Below are 18,362 nucleotides of genomic sequence, written 5' to 3'. Positions count from 1 at the left end.
CGCCGCTCCCGGGTCGCGGCGGACGTCCTGTTCGGGAGGCGACCGCATGCTGAGACGCTCGACGATCACCACCTGGGTCAAGCGAGGACTGCTGGGACTGCTGGCCACCCAGGTCGCGGTGGTGGCGACCCTCATCGGGATCGACCACTGGCGCAAGCGGGTGCGGCCGCACCGGGCCAACTTCCCCCGCACCGAACCGGCCTCGATCCCGGTCGGGGAGACCACCGCCACGGTCTACACCTACGGGGAGGACCTCTTCGAGGACATGCTCGACGCGATCCGGGGCGCCCGCCACCGCATCCTGTTCGAGTCGTACATCGTCAAGTCCGACGCGGTGGGCCAGGAGTTCAAGTCGGCGCTGATCGAGGCCGCCGAACGCGGTGTCGAGGTGTACGTCATCTACGACGGGTTCGCCAACCTCGTGGTCCCGCGCTCCTTCTTCAAGTTCCCGCCCTCGGTGCGGGTACTGCGCTACCCGGCGTTCCGCCCCGGCGTACTGCTGCTCAACGTGCGCAAGTCCGGCCGCGACCACCGCAAGATCCTCACAGTGGACGGTGAGGTCGGCTTCGTCGGCGGTTTCAACGTGGGCTCCACCTACGCCATCGAGTGGCGCGACACCCACCTGAGAATGGTCGGCCCCTCGGTGTGGGAGCTGGAGAACGCCTTCGTTGACTTCTGGAACACCAACCGGCGCGCGGGCCAGCCCGCACTGGACGGGCTCGGGGAGGCCGAGTGGGACTCGCGCCTGCGGGTCCACCGCAACGTGCCCGAGCTGATCATCTACCCGATCCGCGCGATGTTCCTGGAAGCCGTCGACCGGGCCAAGGAACGGGTGATCTTCACCCAGGCCTACTTCATCCCGGACCGCGAGCTCGCCAACGTCCTCATCGAGGCCGCTGGCCGGGGCGTGGACGTCAACGTGCTCGTGCCGGAGAACTCCAACCACGTCGTGGCCGACTGGATGGCCCGCGGCCGCTACTCGGAGCTGCTCCGCGGCGGGGTGCGGCTGTGGCTCTACCAGAACGCCATGGTGCACGCCAAGACCGCCACCGTCGACGGCCGGTGGAGCACGATCGGCACCGCCAACGTGGACCGGCTCAGCCTCACCGGCAACTACGAGATCAACGTGGAGATCTTCGACGAGGGCGTGGCCCGGCACCTGGAGAAGGTCTTCGAGACCGACCTCACCAACGCCCGCGAACTCACCGAACAGGAGTGGCGCGGGCGCCCGTTCATGGCCAAGTTCAGCGAGATCGTCCTGGCCCCCTGGCGCGGCTTCCTGTGAGCCCGGACGGGTAGCCCCGGGGAGTGGGGGCGGGGCTCAGGAGGCGGTGCCGCGACGCCTGGGAACCAGCCCGAGGTTCCGCGCGGTCGCCGCGGCCTCCCCGCGGGAGCCCGCGCCCAGCTTCTCCAGGATGTTGGCGACGTGGTACTTGACCGTGTGCTCGCTGATGTTCAGCCGCTCGGCGATCTGGCGGTTGCGCCTGCCCAGGTCCAAGTGCTGGAGCACCTCGGCCTCCCGGGGGTTCAGCTCCCGGACCGGCTGCCCCCGGCCAGCCTCGGGCAGGACCAGCGGCAGTCGTGCGCTGATCGTGGTGCCCCACCCGGGCACCGCCTCCACCCGCGGCCGCGCACCGAGGCCGTCCAGCCCGGCACGGAGGCCTCGCAGGCCGAGATCGCCCTCCCCGAGCTGGCCGGGACCGTCGTCGCGCACCGTCACCGTCAACGCGCTCTCCTCGACCTCCCAGGACACCCGGATCCGGCGTACCCCGGGCTGTTCCAGCATGGTGAGCACCGAACGGCGCACCGCGGCCCGCGCCGCGTCGGCCATCTCGGCGGGCAGCGGGTGGCCGCCCAGACGGCTCGGCCGGACCAGCTCCAGGGCGGTCTCGTGGTGGCGCATGAGTACCAGGAGCTTGTCGGCCATGGTGGAGAAGGCCTCGTCCAGGCTTTCCGTGCCCTGGTTCAGGTCGCCGCGGCCGTCGTGGGCGCGCAGGTCCACGAGGGCCGAGGCCGCCAGGTCGGTGGCGGTGCGGCGCGCGGTCGTGTCGTCCAGGCCTCGGGAACGCAGGACGCCCAGGACTCCGGTCAGGGCGGCACCCTGCGCGTCGGTGAGCTCGGCGATGGCGCGGTCACGCTCACTGGAGACCAGCCGGGCACGTGAGAGCTTGTCCGGTTCCGTGGCCGCGTTCAGGGTCTTGACGTGCAGTGTGGTCAGGTCCCACAGGTGCTGCACCACACCGAGCAGGGCGGGTTCCGGTTCCTGGAAGCTGTCAGGGAGGACCGCGGTCAGCAGGGTCCCCGCCGAACCGTCGGGGGAGGAGGCCGCCACGAGCACAGGGTACTCATCCCCGGCGACCTCGGCCCGACCTGTCCAGGGGGTTCCGGCCGTTGGCTTCGCGGCCAGGGCCACCAGGTCGGCGGGTTCGGCCAGGTCGGTGAGACCGGGATCGCCGTGGGTGCGCAGCGCGGCCTCGGAACAGTCCCCGGTCAGCACGATCAGCGCCCGGTGCGGAAGTACTTCGGCCAAAACCTCGGACAGGGTCGGCAGGCTCCGCGTGAGCGGGGCCCGGACCAGGGCGACAGCGGCAGTGAGAGCGTCTTCGGGGCCTGACCATTCCAGCGCCATGCCCCCACAGTACGTCGGTGGGCCGGGAGGCGTCCGCCGCTCTTTCGGCTGGGTTCGACCAGCCGAACGAGCGGCTCCGGGGCGGGAGGTCCGCTCATGATCCTGGGGATGTCGTCACGCAACCGAACCCTGAGGGCCTGACCATGAAACCGGACCAGCAACTCACCCTGGACGTGATCCTCCTCGTTGCCCGCCTCGCCATGGGGTGGACCATGATCGCCCACGGGGCGCAGAAGTTCTTCGAATGGGGGGTCGAGGGGACCGCCGCCTACATGGGCGCGGGCGGTGTGCCGCTGCCGCTGCTCAGCGCATCCTTCGCCGCCGCGGTGGAGCTCGGTGGGGGCGTCCTGCTCGTTCTCGGCGCACTGACCCGCATCGCGGCCCTGGGCATGGTCGCGGTCATGGCCGGGGCCTTCGTATTCGCCCAGGACAGCACCACGATCTTCGTCCAGGACGACGGCTACGGGTATGTACTGGCCGTCGCGGTGTGCTGCCTGCTGATCGCCGCCCTCGGCTCCGGAAGGTTTGGTGTGGACCGTCTGCTCGCCGCGCGCTTCGGCGGCACACGGGAGGGTACTCGCCGTGCCGGGGCCGGGGGCACGGACTCGTGAGAGGACGGAACAACATGTCAGAGAAGTCAGTCGCGGGCTGGACCCCCACACGCCGTGCGGCGCTGGGCGCGGGGGTGACCGCGGCGGGTCTGGCCGCCTGTACCGGTCCCGAAGGCGCGGACGCCCAGGCCCCGGGGAACGCCCCTGCAACCACCCCGTCCTGCGTGCTCACCCCGGAGGGTACCGAGGGGCCCTACTACCTGGACGTCGGCCTCGTCCGCCGGGACCTGGTGGAAGGGCGGCCGGGGGTCCCCCTGAACCTGCACACCACCGTGGTGGACGCCGACACCTGCGAGCCCCTCCCGGACGCGTCCGTCGACATCTGGCACGCCGACGCCACCGGCGTGTACTCGGGCATCCGCTCCGAGGGCACCGAGGGCGAGCGCTTCCTGCGAGGCGTCCAGGTCACCGACGAAGAAGGGAAGGCGGAATTCACCACCCTCTATCCGGGCTGGTACGACCGCCGGACCGTGCACGTCCACGTGAAAGTGCACGTGGCCGGGGACGTGGTGCACACCGGACAGCTCTACTTCGACGACGGGACCAATGCCCTGGTGGCCGCCACGGATCCGTACGCGGGCCGGGCGGACCCCGTGGTGGTCAACGCCGACGACATGTTCTCCGGCACCATCGGCCCGGAGAACACCCTCCGGGCCACCGGCTCCCCGGAGGAGGGCTACCGGGCCAGCGTCGTGCTGGGGGTGCGTACCTAGAGCTCGATCAGAGGTCCCTGGGCGAGAGCCGGGGGAACTTCCGAGGGAAGAACACGTCGGGCTCGGCCCTGCGCGGCCGGGGCCCGCCCCAGTGCTGCGGCCCGGGCTGGGGGTCCTTCTTCAACGCCCCGGAGATCGCCGAGGGCGACCCGCCCCGCTGCCGTCCCCTGGCCCGCGCCGGTTCCTCCTCCGGGCCCTGCTCTCGATCCGCCCCCGCGTCGGTCACCTGGTCTCCCCCCTGGTCAGCCTGCCTCCATGATCGACGCCAGAGGCAGCCGAAGCCCGCCCCGACACGACGTTCCGGCCCAATCGGAGGGAATCCGTCCCCGGGCCCTGAGGGGCAGTCGCTCTCCGTGTGGAGCCCGCGCCCGCCCCGTTCCCACGGCTTCCCCGGCGAGTGCGGGCCGGGCCGCCCGTCGGGCCGGGCGTTTCGCGCGTGGTCGCCCGGCTTCAGGTGCCGGTGGCGGGCCCGTCGGCGGACGGCGACCCGCCGCCGCTGGAAGGGGCCCCCAGACGGTTCACGGCCCGCTCCGCCTCGCGCCGCGCGCAGGCGCGGATGAGTTGCGCGTAGCTCTCTCCGGTGATGGACCTGATCGAGGTGACCCCCGACCCGACGTAGCGCCGGGCCTGGAGCAACCCCTCCGAGGTGGCCGGACCCCACCGGCCGTCGACCCCGTCCGGCTCCAGGGCGGCCCCGAAACCGGCGGCCACGATCAGTCGCTGGACCGCCTTGACACCCTCGACCGGCGCCGCCGGGCGGAGACCGTCGCCTTGCTTGAGTCCGAGCAACGAACCTGCTCCTTCCGTGATGGCCCCGGGGGGCCGGGTGAACGTGCCGTCGCGCACCATCGAGTACGCCCGGTCGCCGGGGCACGAGGTGGCGATGAAGTCGCGGTGGCCCAGGACGCGCCCGTGGTTGCCGTGATCCTCCGCGAGCCACCGGCGCAGCTCACGGACCGCGTTGATCTGGTTGTCGGTGATGGTGTCGCCGGGGCCGGTGGCGAGCGTCGCCGAGTAGTGCGAGGTGTTCCCCCCGGGCTGGGCGGCCTGTGCGCGGCGGAGTCCGCGGCCCTCGATCACGTGGCCGTGGGCACAGCACATGAACGAGTTGCCGGTGAAGTACACCGTTCCCTCGCGGCGTGCGAGCCAGGTCCCGTTCGGCGTGGTCGGGCACCAGATGTGTCCGCTGTAGGGCTCCCTGGTGATGGAGAACGCCGACTCGCGCGTCACCGCCGCCCGGGGGGAGAAGCGGGTCCCGCGCCGTAGTTCGACCTCCCACGTCTCGTACTCCGTCGGCGAGGACGGCGGACGCCTTCGCAGCGAGGTCGCGTGTCCGGCCAGGACCGCGGCGAACTGGAAGGCCTCCGCGGCCTCCCGGTTCCTCTGGCTGAGCGCCCTCGCGTTGACGGTGCGGTTGTCGTGGCCGCCGGCCAGCAGGGAAACCCCGACGAACAGGTCGAGTTGGGCGCGGGTGAGGGACCGCAGGAACCCGTACCGGGGAACACGCCCGGGGGCCTGGTCGACAAGGAGCCGACCCGCGTCCGCCGAGAGGCGGAACTCCACGAGGTGCCCGGCGGGAGTCTCCCCCCACCGGTGGGCTCCGTCCGGACCGGACCCGGATCGGGGGAGGTCGTCACTCCCGGGGCCGAAGAGGGAGTGCAGCGCCCCCCTGATCCTGGCCGCGTTCTTCGGGTTCCGCTGTTCGCACTGGCGGAGGAGTACATCCGTGCCAGGGACTCGGTCTCGGCCCCGCGGCTCGACGTGCCCTCCGGTCCAGAACCACGCCACCAGCTCGACCAGGGCGTCCGACCACTTCGGGTCGGCCGGGAGGGTGACACACGGGGCGGCGAGGGGGATCCGGTCCGCCTGTTCCAGCGTCTCGGTAGTCGCCCACACGCGCTTCCGTCCCCGCTGTGCGGGTTCGGAACGCCCTGTGGCAGCCCGCTTTCCGTCGGCCGGCTTCGGACGCCGGGCTCCGGTCCGCCGGTCATGGCGTTCGACGGGCCATCGATGGTGAGCCGTGGTCAGGGAGGAGTGCCCGCGCCCCTCCATCCTGATCAGCTCCCGGGGCATCGCGGGGAAGACGTTCACCGCCTGCAACGGCTGCCACTGGGACACACCCGCCTCGTGGTCGAGTGTGAGGACCGTGTCCCCCACTTCGATGTCCCGGAACGCCCTCCACCCGTCCTCGGTGAGGATCTCCGTCTCCTCGTCGACGCAGTAACCGATGTCCACCCAGCCCCGGGCCGGACCGGTGTGGAAGCTGCGGGTGTTGCGCCAGTAGGTGATGCAGGCGGAGTGGTCCCGGCCCGCGAGGTTCTGGTTGGCGCTGTCGTAGTGGATGACCAACCCGGACCTGGGGTCGGCGGCCGCCGCCGGGGACGTCCCCCATCCCAGGTCGGACCTGGACACGTATTTGCTGGGTCGGGCCACAGGGCCTCCTCCTGGCCGGGAGAGCACCGGCACGGTACGGGGTGGTCTGGCCGTGTCATTCAGCGCGGCCCGTACCGGGGGACTCCGATGCGGGCCGACGCGGCTTCGACGGTCGGGGCCACCTCTTCATCATCGGCCACGCGTCTTCTTCTGTCACTGCCCGCACACTGGGGGTTACGGGAATGTGGCGGCGGGGACAGCCCGCTCCTCCCGGGCCTCGCAGGCGGAGCGGGTCCGGCGGCTGCTCCCGGGCCTCGTGGGCGGAGCGGTGCGTTCGTGTGTCCGGCGAATCGGGCCGAGGGCGGCCGTGGGGAAGGCGTCAGCGCTCCTTGACGGGCCGTAGAGAGGAGAGCCCCGCGGATGGCAACCGAAGTTGCCGTCCATGGGGCTCTCCCCGTGTTGACTCTACGCAGATCTCTCAGTGACCAGGAAGAGCGATCAGGACGAAATCCTTGACACCGGGAGAAGCGTAAGCAGATGTTCAGCAGAACATGACGAGAGTCAAACCCGAGCTGACAACGCCCCAGAACGGCTAGAAGGTGAATCCTTCATCGCTCGGAGGGTCGTCGTTGTGGTGCGGACCTGTCAGATCGTCGTCCGTGCCACCCCACCCGGTACCGCTTACAGCGTTCCAAGCGGTAGGCCCGTAGGTGACAACCACGAACGAGTAGTCGAGTCCCTTGCTGCACTCGGGCTCTGCCGGAGCGGCGTGCAGGCAGGATCGGTGGGCGGAGACGCAGTGCTCGACGGCCCACCAAGCACCCTATGGCACAACCTGTCCGAGGCCGTGCGCAAAGACGTCGCCTCCCACAGCACCTGCTGGGCCAAGGCCGGACCACTCCGCCAGAAGCCAGACCGGCGGGAGTCCACCATCGAACGCTGGCACCACGTCCGCGACCTGCTCAAAAAGGGTGTGGGACTCCTGGAGTGCGCCCGCCGACTCAACCTGTCCTTGAACACCATCAAGCGCTACACCCGCATCGGTGAGCCCGATCGGCTGCGCCGGGCCCCGCAGTACCGCCCCAGCCTGGTCGACCCCTACCGCGACCACCTGCGCAGGCGCAGGGAGAAGGAACCGGCCGTGCCCGTCCAACAGCTCTTCGTCGAGATCAGCCGACTCGGCTACCAGGACAGCCTCAACCTGCTCTGCAAGTACATCAACCAGGGCCGACTCGACAGCGACCGGGAGGCGTTCCCACCCAAGGCCTTTAGTGAACTGCTCCTGGCCCACCCCGACCAGCTCACGCCTGAGCAGGCCCAGACCCTCACCGATCTGACCCGGGCATGTGCGGAGATGGCCCGGCTGGCCGACCACATCGGCGGCTTCGCCAAGCTCCTGGAACCCGAACCGGGCACAATGCCGAGGCCCTGACCGGGTGGGTCGCCGGGGTCCGTGGGGACGATCTTGTGCATCTTCGCGCTTTCACCCGCGGCCTGGACCAGGACCGGGACGCGGTCGATGCGGCCCTGACCCCGCGCCGGTCCTGCCGTCAGACCGGCTGACCGGAAACGCTCCCCGGACGGGGCCTCACTAGGCCCTGGCCTTCTCGGGCCGGGCCACGGAGGCCAGGCCCACGCCGAGGCGGACGATGAGCTCGGTGCGGTCCCGGAACTCAAGCTTGCGCAGGATGTTGGAGATGTGGAACTTGACGGTGCTGACCTCGATCTTCAGCGTCGCTGAGATCTCAGCGTTGTCCGCGCCCCGTGCGGCGAGCTCCACGACCTCGCGCTCCCTGGCACTAAGCCGTTCGAGGTCGGTGCAGTCCGTCGTGGAGAGGGCATTGCGGGAAGCGATTACGGAGATGATGTGCGCCGCGAATTCCTGGGATACGTGGCTGCGACCGCCCAAGGCCGATCGCAGCGCCGCGGTGTACTCGGAGTCCATGTCGTCCCGGTCGACCAAGCCGGAGAGCTCTCTGATTTCGGGCGCGTGCCACATGGGGTCATCGGTGCCGTACATGATGCCGATGACGGGGATCCCACGATCGGTGTAGCGGGTGGCCTCATAGAGCTGGTCGGACTCGACGACGGCGGCGGCAATCCCGGAGAGCTCGCCGTTGATCACGGCGGGGACCGCGGTCCAGCCTGCGCTCTCGGTCGCGTGGTGGATCCTGCGGTTCAACGCGGAGCAACTGGTGGAGACCATGACCTTGTACGACATCGCTCTTCTTCACCTTCACATCATCGGACCGTCGGGCGGGATGGGAACAGACCGACTGGTCCTGCCAGGCACCGTCAACACAACCCTGTGCCGACCTTCTGTTATGCGCCCTTGACGCTATAGAAACAGCGATGCGCAGGGCAAACCTTGCGCGACCCCGAGGCCGGAACCGGCCACGGACGCGCACAGACATGACTCAGCGACAACACAAACCGCCCACGCCGGTGGCGCGGGCGGTAAGGGGCAGTGGGTACGGTTCAGGCCCCGCCCCGCCGCAGCACCAGGAACAGTACTGTGCCGAGGACACCCGTCGCGGCCATGACGACGGTCATACTCACCAGCGTCGCCCCGCCCGTGGCAGTGAGACCGGCCAGGGCAGAGAGTCCCCCGCCCAGTGCGAACTGCATCGTGCCCATGAGGGCCGAACCGGTTCCGGCGACGGAGGCCGACTGCTCCGACAGCGCCAAGGTCGTCGCGTTGGGGAAGACGAACCCCATCGAGAACATCAACAGCAGGAGGATCCCGGACACCGAGACCAGCGTGGGTTCCCCGAACATCTGAAGAGTGATCAAGGCGGCCACCGCCACCGGCCCCAGGACCAGACCGATCCGCAGGCGAGCGGAGGTGTTCATACGGCCGATGAGCACGGAGTTGATCTGGTTGGCCAGGATCAGCATGGCCGCGTTGAGCGGGAAGATCAGCCCGAACTGCGTCGGGGTGGCCCCCAACTCGTTCTGCGACACGAACGAAAAACTGGAGATGTAGGTGAACATCGCCGCGTAACTCAGTCCGAGCGCGAACATCGGTGCGAGGAAGCGCGGATCGCGCAACAGGCGACTGATGTTCGAGAGGAGGGGGCCCAGCCGCAGAGGGGTCCGCCGGTCCTGCGGCAAGGTCTCGGGGACCCCGAACCAGACCATCACGAAGTTGACCGCCCCGAGCAGCCCGAGCGCGACGAAACAGAGCTGCCACGACCCCACGGTCAGGATCTGCGCACCCAGCGGCGGCCCGATCACGGGAGCCAGGCTCGTGACCATCATGAGCCGTGTGAAGAGGCGGGCCGCGTCGTCCCCGGTGTACAGGTCGCGCACCACGGCGCGGGACAGCACGGCTCCCGCGGCCCCGGCCATTCCTTGCAGGAAACGGAGCACGACGAGTACCTCGGCGGAGGTCGCCAGTGTGCACAGGAAGGACACCACAGCGAACAGGCCGACTCCCGACAACAGAAGTCGGCGCCTACCGAGGGCGTCGCTGCAGGGTCCCAGCAGCAACTGGCCCAAGGCCATCCCGATCATCATCGCGGTCAAGGTGAGTTGGATACGGACTTCGGAGGCACCCAGGTCCTGTGACATCTGCGGAAAGGCGGGCAGATAAAGGTCCGTGGCCAACGGACCGGTAAGTGCGACACCGCTCAGGGCGGCGACGATCCCGAGCGGGAAACGGCGGCGGTACTCGCGTCGGCGGACGTCACCGGAACGCTGGGTGGTGGACACGGTTTCCTCTCTCTGCGTACGGACTCGGCCGTTCAGTGCCTGGCGGCGCCGCCTTCGGCGGGCTGAGCGGTATCGGGGCGACCAGTGCTGTCCACCCGCGCTGCGAAGGGGGCCACCACCAGGTCGAGCTCTCCGAGCAACTCCTCGGCCACCCGGTGGACCTGCGCCGGGTGCTGGCGGGGTTCGTAGGGGGCCCGTACCGACAGCAGACCGCACAGGTCGAAGCCCTCAGGAGCACTCCTGACCTCCTGGCCCGGTGTGGCGAGCGGGTAGTAGGCGGCGAACGCGGAGGAGGCTTCAGCACGGCCCGCGCCATTGCTCACGACGATCCCGTTGCGGTAGACGAACTTGATGCAGGTCGCGCAGGCGCCAGGGTGTCGGTCGCGGGCGCGCTTGGCGATCCCTTCCTCCCCGAGGGCGGCCCGCACGAAGAGCTCGACGAGGTCGATCTCGTGCACGTCGCGGATGTTGCGGTACACGTGCCCGCCGCTGATGCGGGTACTGAACTCCACTACACGGAACCGCCCCTGGGAATCACGCCGAAGCTCGACGTTGAACAGGGCCACCTCCAGGTCCAGAGCCGACACCATGGCCTGCGCCGTCGCGGTGATCTCCTGCTCGACCGCGGGATCACCGTAAGGGAGGGTGTAGAGGTCCTCCTCGAACCAAGGGCTGTCGGGCAGGACCTTGGTATGCACACCGCCGAGGTGGAAGCGACCGTCGATGACCACACCGTCACAGGTGACCTCTTCCCCGGGCAGATATTCCTCGACCAAGGCCCACTCGTCCGGCAGGACGTCGTAGAAGTGGTGTGCCCCGGATCGGGCCAGGCGCTCGATGGCGTCGAGGGCCGCGGTCGCCTCCTCGGGGGTGCGAACCAGCTCGACGTGGGAGCTGCTGGCGCCCCGCGTCGGTTTGACGACACAGGGCAGGCCCACGTGGTCCAGGGCATCGGGGCCGGCGCCATGGGCGCCCACCGCGCGGTACCGGGGTGCGGGAAGACCGTTGGCGGTCAGGTGAGCGCGCTGGAGTGTCTTGTCCCGGGCGACGGCGTCGGCGTCCGGCCGACTCCAGTGGACACCGTAACGGGAGTTGGCGCGCCCCACCGCAACGATGTCAGTCTCCTGAAACGTGAGGGCGAAGGGGGCGCCGGTGCTCGCCAGGACCGCGGTGATCCGTTCCTCCAACTCACGATCGGTGGTGGCCGCGGGGAGCAGGTGCACGGCGGTGTAGCGGGTGTCGTCGCGGGCCTGCTGTTCCTCGGTCAACAGGTGGATCGCCAGGCCGAGGCGCCGGAGCGTGTCGACGTGGTCGTCCCTGATTCGCAAACCGTCGCGCATGGCGAGCACGACCGGGATCCCGGATGTATCCATGGTTCCTCTTCTGATCGTCATCCGTGTCGACCCCGGTTGGGGGCTTCACAGGAAGGTGGTCTCGGCGGTCCGGCCGTCCTCGGGGGCGATCACGTATACGCAGCCCTCGGGGCCCGCGGTGGAACCGTGCTCGGTGTGGGCAGGCAGGGAGATACGGGCCCCGGGGCCGCAGTCGATGCGGTGGGTGACTCCGCCGTCGCGCCAGAACAGTTCGACGGACCCGCTGAGGATCGCGAGGGTCTCGTGAAGGCTGTGACGGTGCCAGCCGTGGGTCTTGCCGGCTTGGTCGTGCTGGACCTCGAAACTCCCCTGCTCGGGGAGCAGCTCCTCGTAAATCTCGGCGAGGGGGCGCGCCGGTCCGGTGGTGATGGCGGGTACGGGCATGTGGTGCTCCTGAGCTCGCATCAGAAGGAGACGGTGTCAGCCGAACGGTGCAGCGGGCACCGATCGGTGGGGCGAGGGACTTCGTTCTCCTCGTCGAGGAAGTATTGGTGCCATTCCTTGTTACCGTGCTCACCGAAATTACCGAGCAAAGGGGTCTGCGCCACCAAGTCGTATTCGGAGAGGCGTTTCCGGATGATCTTCCTCGCGTTGTCCCCGGTCCTCGTCCCAGCAGCGAGTCCGTCGAAGACGAACCTGGGCTGGAACGTCACCGCGAAGTACTCGAAAAAACGGCTCCTGCGCTTGTAGTGGAAGGGGGTGTTGGCCACCACGAACATCGGGGTGGAGTTGAAGACGAATTCCCAGTCGGATGCCTCGGTGTCGGGGGAAATTCCCTCGGCCCATGGGGACTCGTCCTGCTCCCGTAGCCCGCGCAGGAGGGCCCAGAAGTGGTCCTCGCACGCATCCAGCGTCGAGAGACGGGGGTCGTGTTCGAAGAAGCAAACCAGGGATGTCCGATTCCCCAAGGATTCGGCAATACTTGTGTAAGTGCGGAGTATGTCAGCCAGGGCCTCAACACGCCCCTCGCCGACCGGGACGAAGGCGTAGCGCAGGGTCCCGCCGCGGACGGCGTCGGAGCCGAAGATGCAAGGGAAAAGGTTGTCGGTTCTCAACATCCGTTCCTCGAAAAGCTGCACAGCCAGAACCTACCACGACCCGTTGGGTCTTTTTCCTGGCTCTAAAAGTACCTGCAATATATTCACATCCCGGGGATGAATAACTATCTCGAAAGAAAAATAGAGAGAGCGGATAGAATGCGCCGCAGCGGCCGAATCAAAAACTGCGATCGTGGAGAGTTTCCCTCGAGGCTGGGTTTTGATTAGAAATCAGACATATCCGGGTCAGGTGCTTCGCAGAATAATTTACCGGAGCACTCACGGAAAAACACCCTCCCGGAGAACGGTTCCAAACTCGACCCGAGACGGGGGCGGTCCGGTGTCATCGCTCTTCAGTGAGCCTTTCTGAGTAAGCATGGCTCACTCACAGTGACGGTCGTTGGGGTGGGGAACCTGAGAAGATCAACCCCAACCCAGCCCCGGACAGCAACGAAGCCCCTGGTACAGGTGATATTGCGACGTATCACCGACCGAACCAGAGGCCTCGCTTGTCCCACATGACCTACACCTGTGTGCTCGATGTCGACCGCCCAACCGCCGAGTTCGTCTCCCGGCAGCTGGCCGCCCACCGGCGCACCCTCGGTACCCGAAGCGGCACCCGGGCGCTGGGACCCTTCAAACAGGCCGTGCTCGTCCTGCGCTGGTTCCTCGACGGCACCCGCCCCGCTCAACTGGCCACCGACAACGCCATTAGCACCAGCACGGTCTACACCTACCTGTACGAGGGCATCGACGTCCTGGCCGCACACGCCCCAGACCTGGAACATGCCCTCATCCAGGCCAGGGAGGCCGGACTGAGTCACCTGAACCTGGACGGGACCGTAGCGCGCACCGACCGGGTGTCCACCCCGGGCCCCAACGGGGCTGGCCTTTGGTGGTCGGGCAAGCACAAACACCACGGCGGCAACGTCCAGGTGCTCTCGACCCCGGACGGATGGCCGCTGTGGACCTCGCAGGTCCGGCCTGGGCGTGAGCACGACACCACCTGAGCCAAAGCCGAAACCGACTTGCCGCCCGCGCTGGAGAAGGTGGCCACCGACCAGGGTCTGCTCACCCTCACCGACCTGGGCTATGAGAACCTCAGCCCTGCCATCCGGCATCCGGTGAAAAAACGCGCAGGTCAGGAGCTGACCGGTGATCAGAAGGCCTACAACCAGCTGATCCGTGGAGTGCACGGGGTCGCAGAACGCGCCAACTCCCTGCTCAAGACCACCTTCAAAGCACTACGGCGGGTGAGCCTTGATCCCTGGCGCATCGGCGCGATCACCCTCGCCGCACTGGTCCTGCTCCAGCTCGAACACGACCGCACCACCTGACCGATACCCACCCACGGTCACAAACCGTTACCCGGAAAGGCTCTCTATGGGGATGACCAGAAATTTGAGACCAGGCGATCGGCCTGGGGTCTCTCTTTCCAGAGAAACCCCAGGTCACAGGGGCGGCCCCAGCAGGATTCGAACCTGCGACACCCGCTTTAGGAGAGCGGTGCTCTATCCCCTGAGCTATGGAGCCATGGGTGTTGCCATGGGCCGGATGTTACCCGGCCGTGGGGCCAAGCCTAACCCAGGATGGGGGTGCATGGGGTGCGTATTGGTGTTGCCCGGGCGCCGACGAGGCGCTCTGCGTGCGCGGCGGAGTACGCTGACCTACGATTGGTTGTCCTGGTGATGGTGTGATGTTGTTCATGTCGCGTGTCGCGATTATGGCTACTTGCATGCTTCGGTCACTGTTGGCGGATGGGTACGAGTCGCATCGACGCCCCGTTGACCAGGCTTTCTGTCGAAGGCCGGGTGAGACGGCCGGGAGGGCGGGAGTCAACCGTCCCGAGATTCGGCCGTCGTGCCGTACGGTCCACTGTGTCCGCATGTGGACATGTAGTACGTTGCCTTGCGGCCACGGGTAGGTGTTCGAGGAAAATGCAGCCGGAGGATCATTCGTGCCGTTCATTTCTGAGTCGGCGCGGCGGAGGTCTCGCGTATCGGGTAGCGGGGTGCTGACCGCGCTGGGAGCGCGCCATCGGCTCCGGATCGCGCAGGCGCTGACGCTCACGTTGGTCACGTCCCTGCTGGTTGTGCCAGCGCAGGCGGTGATCGCCCCAGCGCCGGCTGAGGCGAGCCTTGCGGACCTTCGCGAACGCGCGGAGGAGGCCGCCGAAGCCCTGGAGACGGCGACCGACGAGTTCGTCGAGCGTCAGGACGCCCTGGAGGAGGCGCAGGAGGAGTTGATCGGAACCCTCCACGAGCTCCAGCAGATCGAGGGCGACCTCGGCGACATGCGAGAACCGCTCGCCCGGCTGGCCAGCACCATGTACCAGCAGCCCGACGCCGGTGTCCTCGGCATCCTCGCGGCGGGCGACCTCGACGAGGACCTCCAGACGCAGTCCTACGCCGCCAAACTGTCCGAGGACAACCAGGCACTCATCCAGGACGCCACCGATCTGCGCGAGGAGCAGGTGGGGCTGGCCAGTGAGGCCCAGGAGCTGCAGACCTTCACCCAGCTGGAACAGGCTGAACTCGCGGCCGAGGTGGAGGCGCTGCGCGCCCAGTCCGAGGCGAGCACGAACGAGCTCACCGAGGAGCTGGAGGCCCGGGGCCTGGACCCCGACACCTACATGCTGGCCGCCGACTGCGACCCGAGCGCCGCGGCGAACGCGAGCGGCTACCCCAACGGTCTGCTGCCGCAGGAGGCCCTCTGCGAGCTCTACGACGACGGCAAGTTCCTGCGGGCCGACGCCGCTGTCGCGTTCCTTGAGCTGAACGTGGAGTACGTCGAGCGGTTCGGCGAGAACATGTGCATCACCAGCGCCTACCGCGACCTGCCCAACCAGCACCGCGTGTACGGCCAGGTGGCACCCGGCTTCGCCGCGGTCCCCGGCACGAGTAACCACGGGCTGGGCCAGGCGATCGACCTCGGCTGCGGTATCCAGGACTTCCGTTCGGAGCGGTGGAACTGGATGGAGGAGAACGGGGCCCGGTACGACTGGATCCACCCGGCCTGGGCGAAGTCCAGTCCCTTCGAACCCTGGCACTGGGAGTACGAGGGCTGACCGGACGCCGGACCGGCACTGTCAGAGCCCGGAGGGCGGCCCCGCGGGGCCGCCCTCACGTGTATCCGGGCGAAGGGGCCCGGGTGCCGGGCGCGGTCTAGGCCGCGACCTCCGGGGTGACCTCGCTGGTGCAGTGGGCGCACTTGCTGGCCTTCTTGTTGATGTCCGTGTAGCAGTAGGGGCAAGCCCGGGTGGTGGCCTCCTCGGCCTTGATGAACTTCTCCATCAGCTTGCCCAGGGGCAGGACCACGAAGAAGTAGAGGATCGCGGCGGTGATCAGGAAGGAGATCAGGGCGTCCACGAAGGAGCCGTACAGGAACCGGCTTTCGTTGATCTCGAAGTAGAGGTCCCCGAAGGCGGGGACGCCCCCGAAGATGCCGAGGAGCGGGGTGATGAACCCTTCGGTGAACGCCGTGATGAGACTGGCGAAGACGGAGCCGATGACAACCGCGACGGCCAGCTGCACCAGGTTGCCCTGGAGCAGGAACTTCTTGAAGCCTTCCATGGAACTGCCCTACGTGTTCGTGAGTGACGGATGTGCCCTGACAGGCGCCCGGACAGCTTTCACCACCTTTGGTCATCGGTCAACCGCGGATGGTGACGGACAGTCGTGAAGTGGTCGCGTGCCCGGCCAGGGCCCTGGCCTCCTCGGGTGTCGCGGCGATGAGGACCAGCGCACCGCCCTCCCCGCCCCGGTCGTCCTCCGCCGGTACCGCGAGCACGGGACAGTCACCGACCACCTCGACGGCGGGTCCGGCCCGGGCGGGCGGGCCGCCGAGGCCGCCGAGGTCTCCGGGGCCGGTGGCGGCCAGCACGTCCACCCGGCTGCCGGGGGCGAGCAGCCCCACCGCCCCCGGATCGGCCACCCGGACCGGGACCGCCACCAGGTCCGGACCGTAGGGCAGGGCCGGTGGGTCGCTCAGCCGGGCGTCGGTGAGCACCTCGCCTCGGCGGACGGGTGCGTTCAACAGGAGCCCGACAGGGCCTGGGGGCGGGGACAGCGCCGCCTCGCCCGCCGAATCCGCTTCCGGTGCGGTCGTCTTCGGTCTCAGCGCGCCGTCCGGGACGACGCGGTCCGGCAGGAGGAGGGAGGTGAGGTCGTCCCCGGACAGCGGAGAGGCGGCGTCCAGGTCCCGTGCGGCGACCAGGACCTCGGTACCGGGTTCGGGGGGAGGGCGTAGGACCAGGACGGCGCTGATCGCGGCCAGGGCGGCCAGGACCGCGGCGACGGCGCGCCGGTACCGGTCCAGCAGGCGGAGCGGGCCGCGCCGGTGCCGGTAAGGGGGTGGGGCTTTGTCCATGCCTCCAACGCTAGGTCGGCCGGAGGCGCTCGGAAGGGTTGTCCACAGGGTCGGTTTCGCCGCGGCCCCGGTCCAGGGCCCGAAAAAGACAGACCCGCGGTCCCGGTTCCAGGCCCGGAAGAGTCAGGGCCCGGAAAAACAGAAGCGCCGCCGAGGGGTCTCGGCGGCGCGGCCACGGTCAACGGTGCGGTGGCTCAGCTGCTGGTGCTGGTCGCGGCGGTGCTGCCGCTGGTGCTCTTGCTGCTCGAACTGTCGCTGCCACCGGTGCTGGCGGCGGCGGGGGCGCCGCCGCCGGAGTCCGAGGCGGACTTGGCGGAGTCGGCGGTGCCGCCGGACTTGCCCTCGGAGCCGCTGTCGGCGGAGTTGGAGCCGGTCAGCGCGGAGCTGTTCGTGGTGGTCTTCCCGCTGTCCGTGCGGTAGAAGCCCGAACCCTTGAAGACGATGCCGACCGCGGAGTACACCTTGCGCAGGCGTCCCTCGCACTCGGGGCAGACCGTCAGCGAGTCGTCGCTGAAGCTCTGCACGACCTCCATCTGAGCGTCGCACTCGGTGCACGCGTACTGGTACGTAGGCACTGTTCCGGGTCCTCCTTGCTGGCACTCACACCCGTTGACTGCTAAATAGTACGCGTTCGCCGACCACAGCCGCGACAGCCCCTCACCGCTTCGGCCACGGGCGCCCGAGGGGGCGGGATCTCCTGGGCGGGGTGTCGGGACGCGGACCTGTACGGGACACGACCGCCAGCCATAACGCTCGGACCGGTCCCCTTAATCCCCTGTCCTTCTCCGCCACTCCCCGGCTCTTCCCCGGTCACGACCGGTCCCCCGGTCACTGTCCGGGCCAGACCACCGCCGCCGGTTCGAACACGTGGAGCCCGCCGCCCGGGGTGACCACCGCGTCCACGGGGCGGTCGTGCGGTTCGGCCGGCAGGTCCTCGACGAACTCGTCGTCGTGGACCACGGCGATCGCGGGTGTGTGCGGGCCCTTGTGGGCGAGCGCGCGGTCGTAGCAGCCCGCACCGCGCCCCATCCGGTTCCCCCGCCGGTCCACGGCCAGGGCCGGGCAGATCACCGCGTCCGCGCGGCCCAGCACCTCGGGCCCGTAGCGGTGGCCGGTGGGCTCGACCAGCCCGTGCCCGGCGGGTGCGAGGCTGTCGGGGCCGTCGAAGGCCGCCCAGTCGAGTGTGCCGTCGGGGAGGAAGATCGGGAGGAGGACGTACGTGCCCCGCTTCCACAGGGCGTTCACCAGCCTGCGGGTGTCGGGCTCGCCGCCCACGGAGTAGTAGCCGGCCACGGTCCCGCCCATAGCCAGCCACGGCAGCTCCATGAGGGTGTCGCGGACCGCCGAACCCGCGCGGTCGCGTTCCGGCGCGCTCCGCTCCCGCCTCCTGGCGAGGAGGCTCCTGCGCAGCTCGCGCTTGGCGGACCGGCTCCGGTCGTTCGTGTCACCCATGCGATCAAGTCTGGCACCCGGATCGCGGGGTGCTCCCCGCCGCGCACCGGAACGGTGGCCGCTGGTTCCCCCAGGGGTGAACGGACGGTGGC

General features: G+C 68.9%; 17 protein-coding genes, 1 tRNA gene and 1 pseudogene. 6 read left to right on the top strand and 13 right to left on the bottom strand.

The features are described 5' to 3' along the window. Window positions 1–46: 46 nt before the first annotated feature. On the top strand, window positions 47–1,285 hold the full coding sequence (locus NE857_RS30160; protein WP_254418683.1) for a phospholipase D-like domain-containing protein: 1,239 nt from the start codon (window positions 47–49) through the stop codon (window positions 1,283–1,285). A 36-nt stretch (window positions 1,286–1,321) separates the two neighbouring features. On the opposite strand, the gene NE857_RS30155 is transcribed toward NE857_RS30160, so the two are convergent. Then, window positions 1,322–2,629, bottom strand: coding sequence for a helix-turn-helix transcriptional regulator (locus NE857_RS30155; protein ID WP_254418682.1), 1,308 nt, complete (start codon window positions 2,627–2,629; stop codon window positions 1,322–1,324). A gap of 143 nt (window positions 2,630–2,772) precedes the next feature. Here NE857_RS30155 and NE857_RS30150 point away from each other — a divergent pair, with 143 nt between their 5' ends. Next, on the top strand, window positions 2,773–3,240 hold the full coding sequence (locus tag NE857_RS30150; RefSeq protein ID WP_254418681.1) for a DoxX family protein: 468 nt from the start codon (window positions 2,773–2,775) through the stop codon (window positions 3,238–3,240). A gap of 14 nt (window positions 3,241–3,254) precedes the next feature. Continuing rightward, a complete protein-coding gene (locus NE857_RS30145; RefSeq protein ID WP_254418680.1) occupies window positions 3,255–3,953 on the top strand; it encodes a dioxygenase family protein in 699 nt (232 codons plus the stop codon). 7 nt (window positions 3,954–3,960) lie between these two features. Here the strand turns inward: NE857_RS30145 and NE857_RS30140 are convergent, their stop codons facing one another. Next, window positions 3,961–4,179 (bottom strand): hypothetical protein, encoded by a 219-nt coding sequence (locus tag NE857_RS30140; RefSeq protein ID WP_017582442.1) that lies wholly within the window; start codon window positions 4,177–4,179, stop codon window positions 3,961–3,963. A 224-nt stretch (window positions 4,180–4,403) separates the two neighbouring features. Then, window positions 4,404–6,365 (bottom strand): N-acetylmuramoyl-L-alanine amidase, encoded by a 1,962-nt coding sequence (locus NE857_RS30135; protein ID WP_254422149.1) that lies wholly within the window; start codon window positions 6,363–6,365, stop codon window positions 4,404–4,406. 808 nt (window positions 6,366–7,173) lie between these two features. Here NE857_RS30135 and NE857_RS30130 point away from each other — a divergent pair. Then, entirely contained in the window at window positions 7,174–7,758 is a 585-nt protein-coding gene (locus NE857_RS30130; protein WP_254418679.1) for a hypothetical protein, read from the top strand. A 159-nt stretch (window positions 7,759–7,917) separates the two neighbouring features. Here NE857_RS30130 and NE857_RS30125 read toward each other — a convergent pair whose 3' ends face one another. The 5 genes from NE857_RS30125 to NE857_RS30105 form a co-directional block, all read right to left on the bottom strand. Next, complete coding sequence (locus NE857_RS30125; RefSeq protein ID WP_254418678.1) at window positions 7,918–8,547, bottom strand: helix-turn-helix domain-containing protein; 630 nt, start codon at window positions 8,545–8,547, stop codon at window positions 7,918–7,920. A 257-nt stretch (window positions 8,548–8,804) separates the two neighbouring features. Beyond that, window positions 8,805–10,040, bottom strand: coding sequence for a multidrug effflux MFS transporter (locus tag NE857_RS30120; RefSeq protein ID WP_254418677.1), 1,236 nt, complete (start codon window positions 10,038–10,040; stop codon window positions 8,805–8,807). A 32-nt stretch (window positions 10,041–10,072) separates the two neighbouring features. Continuing rightward, the gene (locus NE857_RS30115) at window positions 10,073–11,413 is read right to left on the bottom strand and encodes an ATP-grasp domain-containing protein (RefSeq protein ID WP_254418676.1); all 1,341 of its coding nucleotides are present in this window, start codon (window positions 11,411–11,413) and stop codon (window positions 10,073–10,075) included. A 45-nt stretch (window positions 11,414–11,458) separates the two neighbouring features. Beyond that, window positions 11,459–11,797: a cupin domain-containing protein gene (locus NE857_RS30110; RefSeq protein ID WP_254418675.1), complete on the bottom strand. Its 339-nt coding sequence runs from the start codon at window positions 11,795–11,797 to the stop codon at window positions 11,459–11,461. 20 nt (window positions 11,798–11,817) lie between these two features. Beyond that, window positions 11,818–12,471 (bottom strand): YqcI/YcgG family protein, encoded by a 654-nt coding sequence (locus NE857_RS30105; protein WP_254418674.1) that lies wholly within the window; start codon window positions 12,469–12,471, stop codon window positions 11,818–11,820. Between the two features lie 497 nt (window positions 12,472–12,968). Here NE857_RS30105 and NE857_RS30100 point away from each other — a divergent pair. Beyond that, window positions 12,969–13,787 (top strand): annotated as a pseudogene (locus NE857_RS30100) (HARBI1 family protein). A 123-nt stretch (window positions 13,788–13,910) separates the two neighbouring features. Here NE857_RS30100 and NE857_RS30095 read toward each other — a convergent pair. Next, a tRNA-Arg gene (locus tag NE857_RS30095) sits at window positions 13,911–13,983 on the bottom strand. Window positions 13,984–14,461: 478 nt separating this feature from the next. Between NE857_RS30095 and NE857_RS30090 the strand changes: the two genes are divergently transcribed. Beyond that, window positions 14,462–15,517: a D-alanyl-D-alanine carboxypeptidase family protein gene (locus tag NE857_RS30090; protein WP_254418673.1), complete on the top strand. Its 1,056-nt coding sequence runs from the start codon at window positions 14,462–14,464 to the stop codon at window positions 15,515–15,517. 97 nt (window positions 15,518–15,614) lie between these two features. On the opposite strand, the gene mscL is transcribed toward NE857_RS30090, so the two are convergent. From mscL to NE857_RS30070, 4 genes are all read right to left on the bottom strand, one after another. Continuing rightward, on the bottom strand, window positions 15,615–16,022 hold the full coding sequence (mscL, locus tag NE857_RS30085) for a large conductance mechanosensitive channel protein MscL (protein WP_254418672.1): 408 nt from the start codon (window positions 16,020–16,022) through the stop codon (window positions 15,615–15,617). A 79-nt stretch (window positions 16,023–16,101) separates the two neighbouring features. Next, window positions 16,102–16,818 carry a CpaB family protein gene (locus NE857_RS30080; protein ID WP_254418671.1) on the bottom strand — a complete coding sequence of 239 codons (717 nt, stop codon included), beginning with the start codon at window positions 16,816–16,818 and terminating at the stop codon, window positions 16,102–16,104. Between the two features lie 194 nt (window positions 16,819–17,012). After that, a complete protein-coding gene (locus NE857_RS30075; RefSeq protein WP_254418670.1) occupies window positions 17,013–17,393 on the bottom strand; it encodes an FmdB family zinc ribbon protein in 381 nt (126 codons plus the stop codon). Between the two features lie 253 nt (window positions 17,394–17,646). Then, window positions 17,647–18,270 (bottom strand): 5-formyltetrahydrofolate cyclo-ligase, encoded by a 624-nt coding sequence (locus NE857_RS30070; protein ID WP_254418669.1) that lies wholly within the window; start codon window positions 18,268–18,270, stop codon window positions 17,647–17,649. Window positions 18,271–18,362: the final 92 nt, after the last annotated feature.

Origin of the sequence: Nocardiopsis exhalans, from assembly GCF_024134545.1 — a bacterium.
GTDB classification, from domain to species: Bacteria; Actinomycetota; Actinomycetes; order Streptosporangiales; family Streptosporangiaceae; genus Nocardiopsis; species Nocardiopsis exhalans.
This window is presented reverse-complemented; position numbering and strand designations above follow the sequence as displayed.